This is a genomic window from Ferrimonas lipolytica (assembly GCF_012295575.1).
Taxonomy (GTDB): domain Bacteria; phylum Pseudomonadota; class Gammaproteobacteria; order Enterobacterales; family Shewanellaceae; genus Ferrimonas; species Ferrimonas lipolytica.
In genome coordinates, this window is the sequence record NZ_CP051180.1 from 682,861 (window position 1) to 704,008 (window position 21,148).

General features: G+C 50.1%; 17 protein-coding genes. 10 read left to right on the forward strand and 7 right to left on the reverse strand.

Translation table 11 applies throughout. The features are described 5' to 3' along the window. Positions 1-119 precede the first annotated feature (119 nt). Positions 120-281 (forward strand): hypothetical protein, encoded by a 162-nt coding sequence (locus HER31_RS03255; protein ID WP_168659246.1) that lies wholly within the window; start codon positions 120-122, stop codon positions 279-281. Between the two features lie 325 nt (positions 282-606). Here the strand turns inward: HER31_RS03255 and HER31_RS03260 are convergent, their stop codons facing one another. Then, positions 607-1,134 (reverse strand): DUF2062 domain-containing protein, encoded by a 528-nt coding sequence (locus HER31_RS03260; protein WP_168659247.1) that lies wholly within the window; start codon positions 1,132-1,134, stop codon positions 607-609. Between HER31_RS03260 and HER31_RS03265 the strand changes: the two genes are divergently transcribed. The 5 genes from HER31_RS03265 to kdsB all read left to right on the forward strand — a co-directional run bounded on the left by HER31_RS03265 (position 1,106) and on the right by kdsB (position 7,098). Beyond that, on the forward strand, positions 1,106-3,364 hold the full coding sequence (locus HER31_RS03265) for a DNA internalization-related competence protein ComEC/Rec2 (RefSeq protein WP_168659248.1): 2,259 nt from the start codon (positions 1,106-1,108) through the stop codon (positions 3,362-3,364). The genes HER31_RS03260 and HER31_RS03265 overlap by 29 nt on opposite strands. Positions 3,365-3,435: 71 nt before the next feature. After that, positions 3,436-5,184, forward strand: a complete 1,749-nt coding sequence (gene msbA, locus HER31_RS03270) for a lipid A export permease/ATP-binding protein MsbA (protein WP_168659249.1) — start codon at positions 3,436-3,438, stop codon at positions 5,182-5,184. A gap of 18 nt (positions 5,185-5,202) precedes the next feature. Beyond that, on the forward strand, positions 5,203-6,189 hold the full coding sequence (gene lpxK / locus HER31_RS03275; RefSeq protein ID WP_168659250.1) for a tetraacyldisaccharide 4'-kinase: 987 nt from the start codon (positions 5,203-5,205) through the stop codon (positions 6,187-6,189). Then, positions 6,179-6,358: a Trm112 family protein gene (locus HER31_RS03280; protein WP_168659251.1), complete on the forward strand. Its 180-nt coding sequence runs from the start codon at positions 6,179-6,181 to the stop codon at positions 6,356-6,358. The genes lpxK and HER31_RS03280 overlap by 11 nt, the downstream gene beginning before the upstream one ends. Then, positions 6,358-7,098, forward strand: coding sequence for a 3-deoxy-manno-octulosonate cytidylyltransferase (gene kdsB, locus HER31_RS03285; protein WP_168659252.1), 741 nt, complete (start codon positions 6,358-6,360; stop codon positions 7,096-7,098). Before HER31_RS03280 ends, kdsB begins: the two co-directional genes overlap by 1 nt. Positions 7,099-7,161: 63 nt before the next feature. Here kdsB and HER31_RS03290 read toward each other — a convergent pair whose 3' ends face one another. From HER31_RS03290 to HER31_RS03315, 6 genes are all read right to left on the reverse strand, one after another. Next, a complete protein-coding gene (locus HER31_RS03290; RefSeq protein ID WP_168659253.1) occupies positions 7,162-7,548 on the reverse strand; it encodes a hypothetical protein in 387 nt (128 codons plus the stop codon). A 4-nt stretch (positions 7,549-7,552) separates the two neighbouring features. Next, positions 7,553-8,404, reverse strand: coding sequence for an MBL fold metallo-hydrolase (locus HER31_RS03295; protein WP_168659254.1), 852 nt, complete (start codon positions 8,402-8,404; stop codon positions 7,553-7,555). A 93-nt stretch (positions 8,405-8,497) separates the two neighbouring features. Then, positions 8,498-11,539 (reverse strand): efflux RND transporter permease subunit, encoded by a 3,042-nt coding sequence (locus HER31_RS03300; RefSeq protein WP_168659255.1) that lies wholly within the window; start codon positions 11,537-11,539, stop codon positions 8,498-8,500. After that, positions 11,532-14,741, reverse strand: coding sequence for an efflux RND transporter permease subunit (locus HER31_RS03305; protein WP_168659256.1), 3,210 nt, complete (start codon positions 14,739-14,741; stop codon positions 11,532-11,534). The genes HER31_RS03300 and HER31_RS03305 overlap by 8 nt, the downstream gene beginning before the upstream one ends. Positions 14,742-14,752: 11 nt before the next feature. After that, entirely contained in the window at positions 14,753-15,829 is a 1,077-nt protein-coding gene (locus HER31_RS03310) for an efflux RND transporter periplasmic adaptor subunit (RefSeq protein WP_168659257.1), read from the reverse strand. Between the two features lie 279 nt (positions 15,830-16,108). Then, complete coding sequence (locus tag HER31_RS03315; RefSeq protein ID WP_168659258.1) at positions 16,109-17,395, reverse strand: citrate synthase; 1,287 nt, start codon at positions 17,393-17,395, stop codon at positions 16,109-16,111. A 408-nt stretch (positions 17,396-17,803) separates the two neighbouring features. On the opposite strand from HER31_RS03315, the gene sdhC reads away from it, so the two are divergent. From sdhC to HER31_RS03335, 4 genes are read left to right on the forward strand one after another with little or no spacing between them, the layout of a single operon-like run. Next, positions 17,804-18,202, forward strand: a complete 399-nt coding sequence (gene sdhC / locus HER31_RS03320; RefSeq protein WP_168659259.1) for a succinate dehydrogenase, cytochrome b556 subunit — start codon at positions 17,804-17,806, stop codon at positions 18,200-18,202. Then, positions 18,196-18,543, forward strand: a complete 348-nt coding sequence (sdhD, locus tag HER31_RS03325) for a succinate dehydrogenase, hydrophobic membrane anchor protein (protein WP_168659260.1) — start codon at positions 18,196-18,198, stop codon at positions 18,541-18,543. Before sdhC ends, sdhD begins: the two co-directional genes overlap by 7 nt. Beyond that, on the forward strand, positions 18,544-20,304 hold the full coding sequence (gene sdhA / locus HER31_RS03330; RefSeq protein ID WP_168659261.1) for a succinate dehydrogenase flavoprotein subunit: 1,761 nt from the start codon (positions 18,544-18,546) through the stop codon (positions 20,302-20,304). A gap of 12 nt (positions 20,305-20,316) precedes the next feature. Further along, positions 20,317-21,024, forward strand: coding sequence for a succinate dehydrogenase iron-sulfur subunit (locus HER31_RS03335; protein ID WP_168659262.1), 708 nt, complete (start codon positions 20,317-20,319; stop codon positions 21,022-21,024). Positions 21,025-21,148 lie beyond the last annotated feature (124 nt).

A 21,148-nucleotide genomic window follows, 5' to 3' on the forward strand; every position in this document is an offset into this window, starting at 1 on the left:
TTGTTCATTTTTGCCTAAACCTTGCGCAATGTTGTTGCTGATCAAGGGTTGGGAGTTATCTTGTTGGCATACTCAGCCCTGTTGTTTTCCAATGTAGTCTATCGACAGGGAGTGATGCGATGAACAACCAACCTAATGCGAAAAAGAATGATGTGCCTGCGGTGTGCCCAATGGCGGCTCTGAAAGGCTGTAACCGCTGTCCTATCTATAAGGTGTGTTTACCTAAGTACGTTATTGGTGACGAGCCTTTACCGACAAGAACGCCGAAACGGGTAGATTGAGTTAAGCAGGGTGCTTGCAACGCATAAAAAATGGCTGTGTCGTAGTTAGCTGTTGAAGTTTATCTTAAGTCTTCGGCTTCATCGATTGCGGTGCTTTTAGGGGGAGCTTCGCCCCCTTTGGAATCCCCCTTGCCTTAGGTCGCAGTCCAAAGCGCTTCGCTGGACTGCTCCAATGCGGCAGAAGATCAACGGCGGTAGTGCTTTCCCCTTGTACCAAAACTCGCCTAGCCGATGCTTTAACTGTATTAGAAAGAACAACACTTAATTGGTACACAGCCTAAAAAATGGCAGCTCTAGTGGCTGCCATTTTTATATCTTGTTGAGATTAACTGTATCGCTTAGCTCGGTTTTTTTGCCGTTTGCGCCAGTTAAATAGAATGCCATATCTCCACAAGCTATTGATTATAAAGTAAGTAAATGCTGCACTGATAATGCCAAGCATCGCGCAGCCTAAAAGCATCGGCGGGCCGACAGAGTGAATGCTTTCTGCCAGCCACTGCCAACTGAGCTCAAAGTTAAAGTCAGTCCGTTCTATTCCTAAGATGGATACGCCAAATGCGTAGGCGCTGTAGAACATAATTGGCATGGTGATTGGGTTTGAAATCCACACTGTAGCCACTGCTAAAGGCAGGTTCACCCCAAATAATATTGCGCTAAAGGCCGCTAATAACATCTGAAAGGGGATTGGCACCCAACACACTAATACGCCCAAGGCTAACGCGCCGGAGGCTGAGCGTCGGTTTAGATGCCATATGTTGGCTTGTTGCATCCATGGCCCCAGCAGCTTCAAATACTTATGCTGCCTCAACTGCTCTGGATCAGGCATGATGCGTTTAAATGTTCTTCTTGGCATGTGTTACAACGTCACCTTATACCCAAAGTCCAATCGAATATTGCTGGGATGGATAAGTGCTTTAGCGACAGTGGTCGTCTGGCCCGCACTGGCTCCGCTCCCGGTATTAGTTGTTGGCGTTCCCGCACTTTGGCTGCTTCGGCGCTTTCCTATCTCGTTCGGTTTTGCTGCAGGCTTGTTGTATGGCCAGTTTTGGTGCCACCATCTTAGCGGCACCGACCACCCTATTCCGTTAGGAAAGATGGTCGTAGTGGCGAAACTAAACTCCGCCCCGAACAGCGACGAACTATACCAGCGTAACCATTGGTTGGTCGAGTCAGTCAATGATCAAACCTTGCCGTGGTATGTCAGCAAAACGGTCGAGTTGAGCTGGCATCGGCCACCACCGCTGCAACTAGGCCAAACCTATCGGTTAGAGGTGAAACTGAAGCCCCCTAGTGGGGTTGTTAATCTAGGCGGCTTTAATCGATACCGGCATCTTCTGTCGCGCCATGTGGTCGCCAGCGGCTACGTCCGCCGGGGGGAGCTTCTCAGGTTGCAAGCGCATTGGCGTGGTGAGTTGTTACAGCGCCTAGCAGCGGCAACCGCTTTGTTACCTCAAGGAGACATGATCCGCACATTGGTGTTGGCGGACGATCGCAGCGTAACCGACGAACGCTGGCAACAGATGCGTAAAGCTGGCCTGATTCACCTGTTGGCTATATCGGGTTTGCATCTATCTATTATGGCAGGGGCTGTGTTTACTGGGCTCAATTGGATTCGGCGTTACTTCTTTGCCGATGCTAGAGGGCATGGTTTGGCGCTGGTATGGCTAGCAACCGCAATGGCCGCTATTGGTTATGGCTGGTTGGCGGGGATGGAGTTACCAACACTACGAGCTACGGTGGCAGTGGTGTTTACGCTGTTGCTGCTGTGGGTTCGACGGCAAGCTCGGCCGTGGGAGCTGCTCCTGCGCGTTGCGGCACTGGTGTTGCTAGTGCAGCCCTTGGCCTCCATGGCCGCAGGTTTTTGGCTTAGCTTTGGCGCTGTAAGCGCTATCTTATTATTTGCGTGGTGGTGTCCACGGCCAACAACACGGCTACGTCAGTTAGGCTGGTTTTTCCGCTTACAAATAGTGTTGACACTACTGATGTGTTTGCTCCAAGGGGTGTGGTTTGGCACCTATTCATTCCATGGGGTGTGGACCAACATCTTGTTGCTTCCCTATTTTTCATTGTTGGTACTGCCGCTGTGTTTGCTATTGAGCCTGTCCTATTTCATTGGCTTACCGTCGAGTTGGTTGCAGCTTGCTGATTGGTTATTGTGGCCGATTGCAGAGGTGGCTCAATTTGCAGCTGAACTCACTGTGGGTTTTGGCTTTTTAGCCAGTAGCATGGTTTGGCCATTGTGCTTGTTGGCTTTGGCTATTGCAGTGGCTTTTTATCAATTGGTGGCGCAGTGGCGGCTCTGCAGCGGGGTGCTACTGATGAGTGCGCTTATGTGGTGGCGTTTACCGGTACCGCAATGGCAGCTCGACGTGATTGATGTCGGTCAAGGGCTGGCGTTATTGATAACCCATCAACAACAGGTGTTACTTTACGATACCGGTGCCGGTTTCCCCAGTGGCTTCAGCTATGCAAAAAATGCTATCTACCCGCTGATGCAACAGCGCGGTATTGCACAGGTCGATACATTGGTGATTAGTCATGGCGACAATGACCATGCTGGCGGAATGGGCTGGCTTAAAGAGCAGGTACCAATCGACCTGCATATCGGCCACGGCGGTGACCGTTGCCAACAAGGTCCCAGTCAGTGGGGGCAGCTCACGCTATCTTGGTTTCAAGCTGAGGCTGACGGCAATGATGGCTCTTGCGTATTGCTTATTGAGTCAGCAACCCATCGATTATTGCTTAGCGGTGATATTGAGAAAGACGGTGAGCAGGCTTGGTTGGCTGCTACGCGGGACAGTAAGGTAGATGTGCTCATTGCACCGCATCATGGCTCCAATACCTCAAGCTCTGCTGCTTTTGTCGCACGCACTGCCCCGACTCATGTGGTCTTTGCCGCGGGCCGAAATAATCGTTGGGGCTTCCCTAAAAGCGAGGTAATTCAGCGTTATCGCCAACTTGGTTCTACCCTTTGGACTAGTGGCCAACAGGGGCAGATTCAATTTAATTTTCATGGTAGTGGCGAAATTTTAGTCGAAACATATCGGCGTAATTGGTTTCCTTGGTGGTATAACCAGCAGTAGTGCACGCAAAATTTGGTATCGAACCACGGGCAAAGTAGAATGAGCGACTTTCTAAGCAACGAAGTACTGACATGAGTTCAGGAAAAACAGGCGCCTTTCGCGCAACTTTCAAGCGGTTGTGGCCATACGTTCGCCAATACAAATCCGGATTTTTTGCGGCCATCATCGGTATGGCCGTTTATGGTGTTGTTGATGCGTCGCTGGTTTATATGATTAAACCGTTAATCGATAACGGCCTTGCTGCAAGTGATCCGGCAACCTTGCGTTTTGCGCCGCTGGTGATTTTAGGGCTGTTTCTGTTTCGCGGTATCGCTAACTTTGTCTCAACTTATTGCCTTGCTTGGGTGAGCCAAAACGTTATCCACAATATGCGACAAGAGATCTTTGGCAAGTATCTACGGTTGCCGGTGAGCTTCTTTGACTCTAACTCTACCGGGGATTTGATCTCCAAAGTCACTTATGATGCCGAACAGGTGTCACGGGCTTCTTCCAGTGGTTTGATCATTATCGTTCGCGCCAGTTTCACCCTGATAGGCTTGTTGGCAATCATGTTTTGGGAAAGTTGGCAGCTGTCGGCTATCTTCTTCCTCATTGGCCCTATTATTGCGTTGGTGATTAGCACCGTAAGCAAACGCTTCCGAGCAGTGTCTAAGCGAATTCAAGGAGCCATGGGAGGGGTTACCACTGTCTCCGAGCAGATGTTAAAGGGCCATAAGAATGTGCTGGCTTTTGGTGGGCAGGAAGTTGAATTAAAAAGATTTACTAAGGCCAGTAATCGCACTAGGCAGCAAAACATGAAGCTGTCTGCGGCCTCAGCTCTAAGCCAACCGTTGATTCAAATTATCGCTGCCATTGGCTTGAGTGTGGTGTTGTTTGTGGCCAGTTTTCCATCGATCTTAAACAGCCTTACTCCAGGCTCGTTTGTGGTAATTATTGGCTCGATGATGGCACTGATGACACCAATTAAGCAGCTGACTAAGGTTAACGTGCAGCTTCAGCGCGGTGTTGCCGCCGCCGAAAGTATCTTTGCAGTATTGGATGAGCCGGAAGTTGACGATACTGGCACCAAAACATTGGGTCGTAGTGACGGTAAGATTGAAGTTAACGACTTAACCTTCCAGTACCCAAGTTCTGAAGGACCGGTATTGAAACAGGTCAATCTATCGGTACCTGCGGGGAAAACGCTGGCGTTAGTTGGTCGTTCTGGTTCTGGTAAGTCGACCTTGTCTAATCTGTTGCCTCGATTTTATGAGATCAATCAAGGCTCAATCGCCATCGATGATGTCGATATTCGCGAGCTCACCATGGCCAGTCTCCGGCAGCAGATGGCGATTGTGTCGCAGCAAGTGGTGCTGTTTAACGACACCATTGCCAATAACATTGCTTATGCCTGTGATGAAGCGGTTACTCGTGCTCAGATTGAAGCAGCAGCTGAGGCGGCGCATGTATTGGTGTTCACTAACGATATGCCTGAAGGCCTAGATACCATGGTGGGGGAAGATGGGTTGATGCTCTCCGGAGGTCAACGTCAGCGCATCGCCATTGCTCGAGCTATTTTACGTGATACCCCAATTTTGATTTTGGATGAAGCCACTTCCGCACTAGATACTGAGTCTGAGCGGGTGATTCAGTCGGCATTGGATCGTCTGGCCGCCAGTCGTACCTCTATCGTTATTGCCCACCGCCTTTCTACTATTGAGAAAGCCGATGAGATTGTGGTGATGGATAAGGGTGAAATCGTTGAGCGCGGCACTCACCAGCAGTTATTGGCTAAGCAGGGTGCTTATGCTCAGTTGCACGCGATGCAGTTCGGTGAATAACGGTTTAGGTGGTCTCTAGTGCAGCAATGGTTTGAACGAGCATGGCAACACGGTCATCCGCTGCTGTGGTTATTGGCTCCATTAACGCTTCTGTTTATTGGCATTAGCGCGTTGCGGCGTTGGTTGTTTGCTGCTGGTGTCAAATCCTCAATTGAGGTTGATGTACCGGTAGTCGTGGTTGGCAACATTAGTGTTGGCGGTAACGGTAAAACGCCAACGGTGTTGTATCTCACTGAGCTACTGCAACGCAGTGGTTACCGGCCGGGGATCATCAGTCGCGGCTACGGTGGCGACAGCAAGCAGCATCCGATGTTGGTTGACAGCAACAGCGATCCGAAGCTCTGTGGTGACGAACCATTATTAATGGCTCAGCGGAGCCAAGTGCCGTTGGCCGTAGGCTCTGACCGTGTTGCTGCTGCCAAGCTGCTGATTGATTCGGGGTTGGTCGATATCTTAATTAGCGACGATGGCATGCAGCACTATCGGCTTGGGCGTACTATTGAAGTGGCGGTGATTGATGGTGTTCGCCGCTTTGGTAATGGGTTGCGATTGCCGATGGGTCCACTGCGCGAGTCCGTCGGTCGCCTCCAGTACTGTGATTTGCTTATTTGCAATGGCGGTACAGCGCAATCGGGGGAGTGGCTGATGAAGCTTCAACCCGCAGATTGGCTTAAGGTCGATGGCAGCGGTGCTGCGACTCCTGCGGGGGAGATGGTGGCGATGGCTGGAATCGGTCATCCCCCTCGATTTTTTGATACGATCGCTGAGCTCGGTTTACGTCCGGTACAATGCCACGCCTTCGTTGATCATATGCCTTACAGTGCTGAGATGTTGATGCCGCTGGTATCCGCTGAGCAGTCGTTATTAATGACAGAAAAAGATGCGGTTAAGTGTCGCGACTTTGCCCAGCACAACTGGTATTACCTACCTGTCAGTGCTAATTTGGGCGAAAAATTTGATAGTCACTTTTTGACTTTACTGAAGGAAAAGCTCAATGGCGTTTGATCATAAGTTGTTGGAAATCATCGCTTGCCCAGTGTGCAAGGGAAAGCTGGAATATGATCGTGACGGTCAGCGTTTGATCTGTCGTGCCGATCGCTTGGTATACAGCATTGATGAAGGGATCCCAGTGTTGTTAGAAGACCGAGCAACGCCGCTAGAGAGTAACGACTAATGAGCTTTGTTGCGGTTATCCCTGCACGTTATGGCTCCAGCCGCCTGCCAGGTAAGCCTCTTGCAGAGATAGCAGGTAAGCCGATGGTCGCTCACGTTGTTGACCGTGCTAAGCAGTCCGGTGCCGCTCGCGTTGTGGTTGCAACCGATGACCAACGTGTTGTTGCTGCCCTTGGTAACCGCTGTGAAGTGCTGATGACCTCAGCAGATCACCAGTCCGGTACTGAGCGCCTGGCTGAAGTGGTTGAGTTGCTGCAACTGAGTGACGACACCATCGTGGTGAATGTACAGGGGGATGAGCCGTTGATCCCTGCGGCCAATATCAGTCAGGTAGCGGCAAACCTAACCGACAGTAAAGCGCGTATGTCGACGTTAGCGGTGGCTATTGCCGACGCAGAAGAGATGCACAATCCTAATGCGGTCAAGGTTGTGTGCGATGAAGAAGGCTATGCACTCTATTTCTCACGCGCAGCCATTCCATGGGACCGTGACAGCTTTAACCAACAGCTTGGGGTAAGCCCAGGTGCATTGCGCCACGTTGGGATCTACGGATACCGTGCTGGCTTTATTCGCGATTACATTCGCTGGCCGGTTAGTCCGCTCGAACAGATTGAGTCGCTAGAGCAACTTCGAGTACTCTATCAAGGTGAAAAAATTCATGTCGCTGAGGCGATTGAGCCACCGCCTGCCGGGGTTGATACCGCTGAAGATTTAGCCAGAGTGCAAGCTATTCTGAGCTAAACACTAAGTAACAATAAAAAGAGCACCGCTAAGGTGCTCTTTTTGATCCTAGTGAGAGCGGCGTCAATTATAGTCGGGCCATAGCTCTTTTTGAGTTTCGGTTACTAGGTAGTTAAGGCGTTCTGGAGCAGGGGTGTCTTCTAACAGGATGCTGGTTGCGGCCAATTGGATCAAAATAATGAATACACAGACAATGACGGCTTTCCAGTATGGGCAATCTAAAACTAAGCTGACGGCAAATGCTCCGGCAAAGATGCTGGCTAGCCACGCAAACTGAGTGTCGTCGATTAGCTTAAATGCCATATCTTGCAAGGCTAGCACCGCGACTATACCGATAACGGCCCCAATAAAACTGGGGTTGCCGGTGCGTAAGACTCGTGCGCCGACATAGACCGGGGTGAGTCCAATAACTAAAGAGGCAGCAAGAAATAGCGCCAGTTGCATCAGCATAGTGTTATCCGTTCAGTTCCGTCCAAAGGGTTTCAATCCAGCGTTCCTCAGTAATAAAACGCCAGCTCCATGATTGCAGGTGTTGCGGTAATCCTTGCTCTAACCATACTGCCTTTGGTTGCTTCTGCATAGATTCTGCCCACGTTATCGATTGATTTAACATGGTTTTAAATTGTTCTAGATCAGCTTTGTTCGCTAATTCGCCGTGACCAGGGATGATCTTGGTATTGTTGTCGACACTAGCCAACACCTCGTCAACGCGGTTGATATAAGCGCGGACACTGCCGCCGTGGGCTTGGTCAACAAACGGGAAGGTATCTTTAAAAAACAGGTCGCCCATGTGAATTACATTGTGTTGTTTAAACCACACTAGTGAATCGCCATCGGTATGGCCAACGCCTAGGTGGACCACTTCGATATCTTGGTCGTTAAAATGAAAGGTGATCCCATCGTTGTAGGTCACTACCGGATAAGCAGACGGATTAACCTTGCTATCTTGTTGCAGATGCTTAAGCACGTTGTGGTGAGCAAACACGGTGCCGTGCTGGGCAAAATGGCCATTGCCGCCGGTGTGATCACCGTGATGGTGGGTGTTGATAATGAATTTGGGTTTGCCGGCGGCATCTGGTTGTAATGGCGTTAGTGCCTCGACAATACGTTGGGCTAGCGGAGCAAACTGGTCATCGATAATGAGTACGCCATCGGTACCGCTGCTGACTCCAATGTTACCGCCGGCACCGGTAAGCATATGGATCCCTGGGGCAACTTCGGTGGCGGTAATGTTGACCTCGGCAAAGCGATCGGCGCTGACGGTAGCGCTAAAACATAACGCCAAAAGCAGTATTTTGTTAAGCATGTTGGAAAGTCCATTTGAACAATGAATAACCAACTTAGTTGAAAATGGCACCGCAATGAAGTGCCATTTATCAAGCTGCTGCGATTGCGTCTATTACTTTAACCTGTTGGGAACCTGTTGTTGTTGCCGTTGCCATATGGCACTCACCCCTTGGGCGCAGCGATTACGCCAGCGGCTTAGGATTAAGTAGAGATAGGGCACAAGCAACAAGCTGGTTGCGGTTGAAACAATCAGGCCGCCAATGATGGCAATTGCCATGGGCGTATAGCTAGGGCCACCTCCGGCGATGCGGGTATCACCCAAAGCCAATGGCAGTAGCCCTAAGATGGTGGTGGCTACCGTCATTAACACCGGTCGAAGCCGCCCAACTGCGGCATCAATAATTGCTTGCTGCAACGTTTCTAGTTGTGGCTTACGTTGATTAATCTGGTCAACCAACACAATGCCGTTGTTAACCACGATCCCCATCAATACCAAAATGCCGATCATCGCCATAATACTCATCGACTGGGCGGTGATGAAGAAGGTCCAAAATACGCCAGTGATGGCAAACAGTATCGAGCTGATCACCGCGGTAGGAAGCAGCAGTGATTCAAACAGCGCGGCCATAACGATGTAGATCATTACCACGGCTAATAACATATTGGTTGCCATCAGTGCTTGGCTCTCATCTTGATACTCAAAGCCACCACCAAAGCTATAACCATAACCTTCAGGCCATGCTATCGATTGTAACCGTTGCTCGATCTCTTGCTTGAGATCGTTAAAGTCACGGTCGTTGATGTTGCCACCAATAGCGATGGAGGTTTGTCGATTGAAGTGGCGGATTTCGTTCAACCTCGGTTGCTCCGATATCGTCGCTACTTGTTGGAGCGTGACTACGGTGCCGTTGACTTTACCTAGAGGAAGTTGCGATAGCTTTGCCCGCGATTGTTGCCATCGCTTGGGCCACTGTAAGCGGATCTCGATTTCACCGTTAACATCATGGCGGTAGGAGCGTAAATTCTCTCCCCGCAGTGCGGTTGCCACTGTGGCGGCGCTCTGCTGCAACGACAACTCAAGTTGGGCTAATCGTTGTCGGTCAAATCGAATGAGTAATTCTTGCTGACCACCGGATAGATCGCTACGAACATCGGACAAGCCGTCGATGCTACTCAGCAGTGGCACTACCTCGGCTGCCAACTCCAGCAGCGTTTCGGTGGAGCGACCGCGCAGATGAACCCTCATACCGTTGTTGTCGTTGTCTTGCCAACCAAAAACGGGTTCGGCGAAGGCGTATTTTGGAAACCCAGCTGCAATTTTCTGTTTGAGCTCTGGTAGAGGCAATGGTAATTCGTCATTCAATAACAGCGTGGTTTGAATGTCATCGGTGGCGTAGTAGCTGTAAATCGAGTGGAAGCCATATTCTTGTTGGTGTTGATAGAGGTAGTCTTCCATCCGGTTGATCATCGCTTCGCTAAATTCGAGTTGATGTCGTCCCTCTAACTGGTAATTGATGTACAAACGGTCTTGGCCATCTTCGTCGTCACCGTTATTCACCTTCGATACCGGCAGGGCGGTACTAGCGAGGATAATTATTGCCATAGCACCACTGGTTTTTGGGTGGGATAGGGTCCAGCTGAGTAGGCGACGGTAACGAGTCGATTCCAACTGTTGTGCACTCTGACCAAAGTGGCAGAACTTAAATAGCAGCAACGGTAACAGTGAGCGTGAAATCAATAAGCTTGCTAGTAGTGAGAAACAGATAGCGATGGCAACGTGCTCAAGGAACACCGTCAATTCCACTTTGACCCCAAATATATTTGGAATAAAGACGATAGCGGTGGTTAGTGTGCCTGCCAATACCGCCAAGCCGACATTATCGACCCCGCTAATTACGGCTTGGCGACGATTCTCCGGAGGTTGTTGCAAAACGCTTTCACTAACAACCACGGCGTTATCGATAAGCATGCCTACTGCGAGTAACAATCCCATCATTGACAGAATGTTGAGGCTATAACCAAGCAGGTACATTAACCCCAATGTAATGGCTATCGATAACGGCACCGAGATAACAATGATGGCGGTGGTTAATGGATTACGGATAAACAGAAACAGCACTGCGAATGACAGTAACGCTCCAATGCCACCGGCTTGGGCTAAGTCATTGAGTGAATTTTTGACCCCTTTGGCTTGGTCATCCATAACGAACAGTTCGATGCCGTCAAATTGCGGGCTTTGTTGGGCCCGTTCAAGCACTGGCCTGACTCGTTCAGCCACTTCAACTAAGTTGGCGCCAGACTCCTTAAATAGGTCTAAGCCAACGGCATAGGCGCGATTGAGGTGGCGCCCCTCTTCTGGCTCGGGTTGACTAAAACTGATTTCGGCAATATCGCCGAGTAGCAAATCCTTGCGGATCATCAACTGCTCGATACTGGCGAGGCTATTAAACTCGCCCTGCTGCGATACTTGCCACAACTGCTCACCAGTGCGAACGGTGCCGGCGGTTAATACAAAATTTTGCTGTTGTAACTGCGAGCTTAACCAATGTTGATTAACCCCTCGAGCGAGCATTTTCTCCGGAGAGAGGCGGATGTGGATCTGCATCGGTTCAACCCCGTACAGTTCAACCCGTGAGATCCCATCAAGTCGAGCTAAAGGGCGCTTTAACTGTTTGTCGAGCAGATCGAACGCCGCTGACAGATCTCGCTGGGAGGATAAGCGGAGGGTCATAATAGGGGCATCAGAGGTAGCAAACTGCCAAATAAGTAGTCGTTCTACGTCGTCAGGTAGCAGGTGACGGACTGAATCGATGCGTTCTCTCACCTCGACCACGCGATTACCAATATCCTCTTCCCACGCAAAGTCCATTCGTACCCAAGCTTCATCTTGGTTAGAGCCTGAGCGCATCTTCTTGACGCCACCTAAGGTGGCTAATGACTCCTCCAGAACTGAGGTGATCTCTCGTTCCACCTCTCGCGGCGAGCTGCCTTGGTAGGGCACCTGCACGGTTATTTGTGGAATGTCCAAGCCAGGCCACATCTCTAGCGGCAGTAATTTACTCGCAACGGCGCCAAGTAACAGCATGGCGATAAACAACATGGTGATGGTAACTGGTCGACGCAACGCCCAAGCGGTTAGGCTGAATTTAGTCATGACGCAACTCCTTAGTAATAAAGGTTGCATAAAGCACCGGCAGCACAACTAAGGTCAAAATGGTCGCCAGCCCTAAGCCAAAGATCACCGTCATTGCCATCGGGGCGCGTAACTCGGCACCGTCGCCAAAACCTATCAACATCGGCAGTAAGCCAAGGATGGTGGTAAGCGTGGTCATGATGATTGGGCGGAGGCGATTGGCTGCAGCCTGCTCAATCGCGTCAACTAATGACAGCTGTTGTAGACGTAACTGATTAATGCGATCCAGTAACACGATGGCATTGTTCACCACGATGCCACACAGCATGATGAAACCGATAAACACCAATACCGATAACTGCGTGCCAGTAAGCCACAGGCCGAAAACGCTGCCCGCGAGCGCCATCGGCACGGCAGCCAAGATCAGCAGTGGTTGTCGGAACGACTCGAACTGGCTGGCCATAACGATGTAAACCAGAAACATCGCTAACCCTAAGGCGATATACAGTGACTGGCTGGATTGCTCCATCTCTTCATTTTGGCCACCAAAATTCAGCTCTAGCCCAGGCGCTAATGGCAGTTGTGCCAATAATTGTTTAGCGTGAGCAACCCCTTCGCTTAAGCTACCGTAATTAATGCCCGCGCTAATAATGGTTACCCGTTGTTGATCGATACGACTGATTGCCGCTGGACCAACGGATTCGATGATGGTTGCTACCGCAGCTAATGGGATAGGGCGGCTGCTATTGGGATTAATCACCAATGCACTTATATCGTCAATTTGGTCACGCTGCTGCTGCAGGGCACGTACCTGAATATCGATCTTACGATCGGCTAAGGTATAGCGTGACGCCAAGCTGCCGCCCACCATCGTAGCCACCTGTTGCGCCACTTGTGGAGCGGTTAAGCCCAGTGCCGCCAACCGAGCGTGATCGAAGCGGATTGCCAGCTCTGGCTGACCGTCACGAAGGCTGTTGCTGATGTCACTAAAGCGACCATCATTGGTCAATGCTGTTGCAATACGATGGCTAGCACGGCGAAGCTGGGCCAGATCATAGCCACTTATTTCAATCGCAATCGGTTGCTTAAAACTGAGCAACTGAGGTTGTTTCAGCTCTGATTCGAGATCGGGAATAGTGCGGGCATGCTGTCGTAATGCCGCCATTACCGCCGCTTGCTGAGTTGAGTCATTCAACACGACTTGCAGTCGGCCCCAATTTTCGCCGTTGCGGCTGCTTGACGAGGCCATTTGACTAGCACTACCGGCTTGCGAATAGGCGTGGGCTACTCCTTTTAACGGCAGCACGGTTTGCGCTAGCTGCGCCAAGACCCTATCGGTTTGTTGTACCTCTGTACCTGGTGGCAAGTGCAGGTCTAAGTAAAATTCGCCCTGATTCATCGCTGGGATCAGTTCCATCCCGAGGCGAGGAGCTATCCAGCCAGCACTAGCAGTAAAAACCAGCGCTAACAATAGTGTTAAGGCGCGTTGCTTTAGTGCTGCTCCAAGCAGGCGAGGATAGAACCATTCGATGGCGCGATAGCCACGATTAAATAGCCAATCGACAGGCTTGAACAGCAGCGACAGCATCTTGCTGATAACGGTAGCGAGCCATAGCAGCGCGAACAGCAGTGCACCAGGAAGCCACTGAAATAATAAGGTAAACGGAAAACTAGCAACGGTAGAGCCGTAATGGATTAGCTTGTTGCGGCCGCTAACCGGTGTTGGTGTTTTGCTGACTTTGGTAATGGTTGGCCAGCGCCACTTAGCTTGCCCTGCCAGCATAGGAATAGCAGTTAATGCAATGAGGAGAGACGCCACCAGCGCGAAAGCGACGGTGAGGGCCTGATCGCCAAATAGCGCTCCGGCGACGCCTTCCACAAACAGGAGCGGCACAAACACCGCCAGTGTCGTTAAGGTCGATGCAGTGATTGCCGTTGCGACTTCAGCAGTACCTTGTTCCGCCGCTTCCGGCGGCGGCAGATGCTTATGCCTATCGATGTTTTCCAAAACCACAATCGCATTGTCGACTAACAGACCAACGGCAAGGGCTATCCCTCCCAATGACATTAAATTCAGACTAATGCCAGAAAAGTACATCAAGTTGAAGGTGGCTATGACCGAAACCGGGATGGTAAGTGAAATAATTAAGGTCGGTTTAAGTTGGCGCAGAAATAGGAAAATCACCAACATTGCTAAAGCAGCACCAAGTAATGCAGCATTGGTTACCTCCTTAACCGCGCCCGCGACAAATTCAGATTGGTCGTAGAGGATCTCCAACGGCTTAAGCTGCTGCTTCTGTTTTAGCTGTTCAAGCTTGGCTTTAACCGCTTTGGCGACTGCAACTACATTGGCATCGCCCTCCTTATAGATGGCGATTTCGACCGCATTGGCACCATCAACCCGCGAGATGTCAGTTCGTTCGGCATAACCGTCAACCACTAGAGCGATATCATTCAGGCGTAGCTGCCGTGCATCCTCTCGATAGATAATAATATTGGCGAGTTCTTCGACGCTATTGAATTGATTCAGCGTGCGTACCAGTAACTCTTTACTTCCTTGGTTGAGCTTACCGGCGGACAGATTGATGTTTTCAGCGCCGATCCGTTCTACCACCTGTGCTGGCGTTAATGCCAGCTGCGCCAATTTATCTTGGTCGAGTTGAATCTGAATTTCGCGAACCAAGCCGCCCGCAGGGCGAACCGAGGCAACCCCTTCGATGGTTTCCAGCTGGCGCTTCAGTTCGTCGTCAGCCCAGGTGCGCAGCGCAATCAGTTCGCTTAATTGGTCGGTTTCACTTTTTATGCCCAAGCGCATAATTGGATCAAGGTTGGGGTTAAACCGGAGAATCAGTGGCTTATCGACATCCAGAGGCAGTTGAATGGCGTCGAGCTTCTCTCGTACGTCCAAGGCAGCCAGGTCCATGTTGGTGCCCCAATTAAACTCCAACTGCAGATCGGACAAACCAGAACGTGAAGTTGAACTTAACCGGCGTAACCCTTTAACGGTGCCTATCGCCTCCTCAATGGGTTTAGATACTAACTGCTCGAGTTCTGCTGGAGCGGCGCCAGCATAGAGGGTTCGGACGGTCAGGGTGGGGTAGTTCATCTCTGGTAAGAGCGTGACCGGTAGTCGATTGAAGCCGACCATACCAAATAGAACCAAGGTGAGGATCCCCATCCACACCGTTACCGGGCGCTTAATGGCAGTTTTGATTAAGCTCATTGGCAGTGCCTCTATTTGCTGGCCGCGAGGCGCACGGGATTAATGATATCGACTTTGGTTTGGTCTTTTAGTTGGTGCTGACCACGAATAACGACTTGATCGCCTGCGGCTAATCCAGTTAACACCTCCACTTGGCCATCATCATTAAAGCCGAGGGTAACGTCGCGGATCTCTGCCATGTCGCCGTTAACCACAAAGACGGAATAACCATTGTCTTGGCGCAGCAGGGCTGACCGCGACATGATGATGGCGTTATGGTGAGTGTCAAATTGCAGTTTTGCTCGTGCGAGCATGCCACTACGTAAGTTGTGCTGGCTGTTGTCGATGACTAGCGTCACTTTTAAGGTGCCGCTGTTGCTATCAACCACTGGGGCTATTCGCAAAACTTTTGCGTTGTAGTGCGTTGCTGTGCCATCCACCTCGAGTTTGGCCAACTGACCGACATTGACGTTAGCTATCTCATGTTCAGGGAGGTGAATAATGCCGTGCAATTGCTGTTGTTGAACAATGAAGTACAGCTCGGTAAGCATTGCAGTAGCCATATTGCCACGGTCAACCTTACGGCTGGCAACCACCCCCGCAATAGGGCTGGTAACTTGGCTGTAGTGCAGTTCTAACTGGGCTAAGTCACGATCAGCCAACGCCGATTGACGTTTAAATTCGAGTTTAGCCATCGCCTCTTGGCTGACGAGTTGTTTGTTAGCAATTGCCTTCATTCGCGCTAACTCTTGGTCAATCACATCGAGCTCCGCTTGGGCTTTGTTCAGCGCCAGCCGATATCGCTTCGGATCGATACTGGCTAACACTTGCCCAGCGCTGACTTGCTCACCTTCCTCCACATGTATTGATTCAACCATACCGCTGACCCGTGCAACGACATGGGCTTTTTCTGGCGCTTCAAGCACCGCGGTTGTTTGGTAAAAGTGAGAAATCGAGTCTTGCAACGTGGTTTCGACTTCAACTGGCATAGCAATAATGTCGGCAACATCATCAATCGGGTTTGTTAGCGCGTTATCTGCAGCCGGTGACGGCGTGCAAGCACAAACAAGAGTGGTACAAGTTAATGCGAGGAGCAGTTTCAAATCCATGATAGCGGTTCCGGCAAAGTAAACGACACATGCAACTTAAGCAAACAGCAGGCCAATTTTTTAGTCTTTGTATTTATTGGTTTTTATTGGAAGTTGGGGATACTTTGTTAATGTAAATCACCAGTTGTTGGTTGGATGTACAAGTGAGTGGTGATTTTGCTTGTTGGGGTATTTAGCTGACAAATATAGATTGCTGTAATCGTTTATATCATCGAAACTCGCTGATTTTGGACATAAAAAAACCAGCCCTAGGGCTGGTTTTAATGGAGTAGCGTTTGCTTAACGACGGTCACCAGGGACGTAATCACGTTGTTTTGCACCGGTGTATAGCTGACGTGGGCGACCGATCTTGTGCCCAGGTTGGCTTAACATCTCTTGCCAGTGGGAAACCCAACCAACGGTACGAGATAGTGCAAAAATAACGGTAAACATGGAGGTTGGAATACCGATGGCCTTCATGATAATACCTGAGTAGAAGTCGACGTTTGGATACAATTTCTTCTCGATAAAGTATGGATCAGACAGCGCAATGCGCTCCAGCTCCATAGCAACATCAAGTAAAGGATCCTGAATATTCAACTCAGCCAATACTTCGTGACAGGTCTCACGCATCACCGTGGCACGAGGGTCAAAGTTCTTGTAAACCCGGTGACCAAAGCCCATTAGGCGGAACGGGTCAGCCTTATCTTTAGCGCGTTCGATGAACTCAGGAATACGGTCTACCGTACCAATCTCAGCCAGCATCTCTAAACACGCTTCGTTGGCACCACCATGAGCGGGGCCCCACAACGACGCTACGCCAGCAGAGATACAGGCGAATGGGTTAGCACCAGAGGAGCCAGCCAAGCGTACGGTAGAGGTGGAGGCGTTTTGTTCGTGATCGGCATGCAGAATAAAGATCCGGTCTACAGCACGCTCAACAATTGGATTAACCACGTAATCTTCACATGGCACCGAGAACATCATATTGAGGAAGTTACCTGCAAAAGACAGGTCGTTACGAGGATAGACGAACGGTTGGCCTAGGTTAAATTTGTATGCCATTGCCGCTAATGTAGGCATCTTCGAGATCAACCGGATCGCCGCCACCGAGCGGTGATGCTCGTCATTTACGTCTAATGAATCGTGGTAAAACGCTGATAATGCGCCAACAACGCCACACATGATTGCCATTGGGTGAGCATCGCGACGGAAGCCTTTAAAGAAGGTGGCTAACTGCTCGTGAACCATGGTGTGGTTGGTTACTAAATTGGTAAATTCTTTCATCTGCTGGGTAGACGGCAATTCACCGTGCAACAACAGGTAACACACTTCTAAATAGCTGGACTTGGTCGCCAATTCGTCAATGGCGTATCCGCGGTGCAGCAAAATACCCTTATCACCATCAATGAAGGTGATCTCTGATTCACAAGAGGCGGTAGCCATGAATCCTGGGTCGAAGGTGAAATGGTCGTGCTTCCCTAGAGAGCTGATGTTGATCACATCCTGACCTTCAGATCCGGATTTGATCGGCAACTCAATTGGGGCGCGACCAGGGATCTGGAGTATAGCAACGTTCTCAGCCATAGCTGAATCTCCTTACTTCTTATGTTATTCCATTTCTTTTTGCCGGGTCATCTTAAGTGAGGAATGTCACAAAAGCCAATTGAGAGAAATTAGAACATTTTTACGAGTATTTAACACCTCTTGGTTCGCTATCGATTAATAATCACTCGAGAGTGGATGGTTTAAATCCCAAATATTCCTAAAGTGTGATGTTTGTATTTGTTTAATCACATTTGTATACTGGCCGCGTCTCTCCACCGCGGCCTTTTTGCAAGGCAGATCTCAGGGTGAGTTTTAAGTGTTAAAAATGTGACAATTTAGATTTTAAGTCGCATGTGGAGGCAGCTTGGCAAGGTGCTAGTTTGATGCCCGCGATGGCAATAGGCTTAACGCTCACAGCCGAGCAAAAAAACGATAATTATTTGCTCAATGGAGCTGAGTGAGCAGAACGTGAATAAGCAAAGACCTGTCTACCTGGATCTGAATCAGATCCAATTTCCCGCAACGGCAATTGCCTCTATTTTGCACCGTGTCGCTGGTGTAGTGATGTTTGGCGCCCTTGCCGTGCTTTTGTGGCTGTTAGCCACTTCCCTCCAATCTGAAGCTGGATTTAACTACGTTGTCGATCTGTTTGATGGCTTCCTTTTTAAACTTATCCTTTGGGCCATTTTAATCGCTTTCTCGTATCACTTGTGTGCCGGTATCCGGCACCTAATGATGGACATGGGTTATTTCGAAGACTCAATGGAAAGCGGTAATAAGTCAGCTCAGGTCAGTATGGCGGTTACCGCAGTAATGGCAGTGATAGCGGGGATTTGGTTATGGTAAAAACTACCGGCGCGATTGGACGTAGTGGTGTCAACGATTTTGTGTTGATCCGTGCGACGGCGATCATTCTTGCTAGTTACCTCATTTTTCTTGTTGGTTACTTAGCGTGCACACCACAACTGGATTATGCCGCGTGGCAACAGTTATTCGCTGGCGTCGGTATGAAGGTGTTTACCTTTATCACCTTGTTAGCGGTTGTTGTTCACGGCTGGATCGGTTTATGGCAAGTCCTGACCGATTACGTTAAGCCGGCGGGCTTGCGAGCCGTTGGCCAGTTTGTGGTCATTTTGATGTTACTGGCGTACCTATTCGCCGGTATAGTGATCCTGTGGGGTGTGTAAGTGTCTATTCCAGTAAAAGAGTTTGATGCCATTGTAATTGGCGCAGGTGGTGCGGGCATGCGCGCGGCACTTCAGATTTCCAAAGAGGGCAAAAGCTGTGCTTTGCTTTCTAAAGTTTTTCCTACCCGTTCTCATACCGTATCGGCGCAGGGTGGTATCACCGTAGCGCTGGGCAATGCCCACGAAGATAACTGGGAATGGCACATGTATGACACGGTTAAGGGCTCCGATTACATCGGTGACCAAGACGCGATTGAGTACATGTGTAAAACCGGCCCAGAAGCGATCCTCGAGATGGAGAACATGGGGTTACCATTCTCTCGTTTCGAAGATGGTCGTGTTTATCAGCGGCCGTTCGGTGGTCAGTCAAAAGAGTTTGGTGGTGAGCAGGCTGCACGAACTGCAGCAGCAGCCGACCGAACTGGGCACGCACTGTTGCACTGTCTTTACCAGCAAAACGTAAAGAACCAAACCGAGGTTTACTCCGAGTGGTACGCCTTAGACTTGGTTAAGAACGATGACGGTGCAGTTGTTGGTTGTACCGCAATCGAGATTGAAACCGGTGAAATCGTCTACTTCAAAGCTAAGGCAACCGTATTAGCCACCGGTGGTGCAGGGCGGATCTACGCCTCTACCACTAACGCTCACATTAACACCGGCGACGGCGTTGGTATGGCACTGCGTGCTGGTGTTCCGGTGCAAGATATGGAAATGTGGCAGTTCCACCCAACCGGTATCGCAGGAGCAGGTGTACTGGTTACTGAAGGCTGTCGTGGTGAAGGCGGTTATCTGCTTAATAAAGATGGTGAACGCTTTATGGAGCGTTACGCACCGAACGCCAAGGACCTTGCCGGTCGTGACGTGGTTGCTCGCTCAATTATGACCGAAATCCGCGAAGGTCGGGGCTGTGATGGCCCTTGGGGTCCCCATGCCAAGCTGAAGTTAGACCACTTAGGTGCTGAAGTGCTTGAATCGCGTCTGCCGGGTATCTGTGAACTATCGCGTACCTTTGCTCACGTTGACCCCGTAAAAGAGCCAATCCCAGTTATTCCAACCTGTCACTACATGATGGGCGGCATTCCGACCAACGTTACCGGACAAGCACTGGATGCAGATCAAAACCCAGTGAGCGGTTTGTTGGCTGTTGGCGAGATAGCTTGTGTATCGGTCCACGGTGCTAATCGCTTAGGCGGCAACTCGCTGCTTGATTTGGTGGTGTTTGGCCGCGCTGCGGGTATGCATTTAGGTGAAACCTTGGATGCACAGGGGGAGCCAAAAGAAGCGACCCCAGCCCAAATTGAGGCCGCTCTTGAACGCATTAACCGTTGGGATAACTCCGTTGATGGTAACGGCGACGATCCAGTGCAGATCCGCAAAGATTTGCAGCAGTGTATGCAGCTTAACTTCTCGGTATTCCGACAAGGCGACGCGATGGCTGAAGGCTTAGAGCAGCTGCAAGCGATTCAAAAACGCTTACATAGCGCTAAGCTGAGCGACACTTCTAAGGCATTCAACACCCAACGTATTGAATGTTTGGAACTGGATAACCTAATGGAAACCGCCATCGCAACGGCGAAGGCAGCAAACTTCCGTACTGAAAGTCGTGGTGCTCATTCGCGTGAAGACTTTACTGACCGAGATGACGCTAACTGGCTGTGCCACTCCATCTACGATCCTCGTACTGGTGAGATGGGCCGTCGTGAAGTGAACATGTCGCCGAAGCTGCGGGAAGCTTTCCCGCCGAAAGAGCGTAAGTACTAAGGAAGGGTGCGGATGTCATTAAAAGTTTCTATCTATCGCTACAACCCGGAAACGGATCTGAAGCCGAAGATGCAAGACTACAGTTTGGATCTGCCGGAAGGCTCCGATCTGATGGTTCTGGATGTATTAATTCAGTTGAAAGAACAGGATCCAACGCTGTCGTTTCGTCGTTCATGCCGTGAAGGGGTTTGCGGCTCTGACGGTATCAATATGAACGGTAAGAATGGCTTGGCATGCATCACCCCTATCTCCGCCTTTACTGGCAAAGAACTGGTGATACGTCCGCTGCCAGGTATGCCGGTGGTTCGCGACTTAGTCGTTGATTTAAGTCAGTTCTACAAGCAGTACGAGAAAGTTAAGCCATATCTGATAAACGATGGTAAAACGCCGGTTCGAGAGAATTTGCAGTCGCCAGAGCAGCGTGAAAAGTTGGATGGCTTGTACGAGTGTATCTTGTGTGCCTGTTGTTCTACCGCTTGCCCTTCGTTCTGGTGGAACCCAGATAAATTCGTTGGTCCAAGTGGCTTGCTGCACGCATACCGTTTCTTGGTGGACAGTCGTGATACCGCTACCGATGAACGCCTTGGTGATTTGGATGATGCATTTAGCGTTTTCCGCTGCCATGGCATCATGAACTGCGTTAATGTTTGTCCTAAGGGACTAAATCCTACAAAGGCGATTGGGCACATCAAGTCGATGCTCTTGAATCGCGCGGTCTGACGTAGGATGCCGTTGTTTAACGGTTGAGAAACATAAGGCCACGTTTTCAGCAATGAAGGACGTGGCCTTTTAGGTTCATGTTCGAGGAATGAGTTCTCGATACTGATTAGCTAAAGGAATAAGA